At 35.4% G+C, this 1095-nt stretch carries 2 protein-coding genes; both read right to left on the minus strand.

Annotated elements, in window-relative coordinates:
• Window positions 1–178: 178 nt before the first annotated feature.
• Entirely contained in the window at window positions 179–457 is a 279-nt protein-coding gene (locus C7H79_RS17175; RefSeq protein WP_106708436.1) for a hypothetical protein, read from the minus strand.
• Window positions 458–583: 126 nt separating this feature from the next.
• On the minus strand, window positions 584–898 hold the full coding sequence (locus C7H79_RS17180) for a hypothetical protein (protein WP_106708437.1): 315 nt from the start codon (window positions 896–898) through the stop codon (window positions 584–586).
• Window positions 899–1095: the final 197 nt, after the last annotated feature.

Below are 1095 nucleotides of genomic sequence, written 5' to 3' on the forward strand. Positions count from 1 at the left end.
ACATATCACATAGATTAATTAATAATTAGCAAGTGTCGTACACCCACAAAGGCGATTCAGCATGGTATGTTGCAATCTCATACCTAATACTGAATCTTCGTTTAAGTAGGTGTTTTCAAGATTATTTTCTTTAGTTAGTTTAAGAATTATTTTATCCTAATATCTAATTAATTATTGTTTAATCTTGACGGGATTCAACATCTGGTAAAGCCGAATCTGAACCACGATTAATATCTGTTTTTTGGTTGTCTATCGAACTGGTGTTAGAACTTGAGGTTGATGAATTAAGCGGTGTGTTATTTTCTTTGCTATTACTTAAAGATTCCCAAACAAATATTCCTGCAAATAATAATATTCCTAGAAATACATAAACCCATACTCTTTGGTTCTTCTTCCTATGACCCGAAGTTTCTCGATAATCTGTTGTTTTATTATCCATATCATTCATATTATTCATTTAAATCTCCATTGGTTAATACATCGGTCTGCATTATTTGTTTAAAAAAATGCTTCAGCTAGTAAGGTCCCGCCGGAGCGGGAACCAAAAATAAAATACACACTTTAAATTTTAAATTGGGCTTGATTAATATCCTGAACCACCACCTGACGATCCCGAACCTTGAGTGCCCGAGCTAGAACTCCCACCGCCTTCTTGCCCACCCATAGATCCTGATCCAGAGCCTGATGGTTGTGAGCCAGATGGATTAGAATTAGTACCTTGGTTTAAATTGCCAGATGTGGCAGATTGACCAGTTTGGCTGCTGGCATCTTTAGTGGGTTGTGATAAATTATCTCTATTCCTGTCTTCATCTCTATCGCCAGCCAGTAAAGAAGTGCTTGGCAATACAAAGAGGGATAAAACTAAAGCAATATAAAATACGTTGGGTTTCTTTCTCATGATGAATCTCCTTCTTGATTTGAAATGGAAATTCATAATCTATGAAAAAGAATATTTCTTCTGTACGAAATCAAACATATAGTTAAAATTAAAACTATGAAGTGGTACCGTAAAACTGGACAGGTTGTTAAGCTCTGTTATGGACACTATAAAGGATCATAATCATGAGCAAGAAACGCACACAATATTCCAGTGAG

It is taken from the genome of Nitrosomonas supralitoralis, from assembly GCF_003011925.2.
GTDB classification, from domain to species: domain Bacteria; phylum Pseudomonadota; class Gammaproteobacteria; order Burkholderiales; family Nitrosomonadaceae; genus Nitrosomonas; species Nitrosomonas supralitoralis.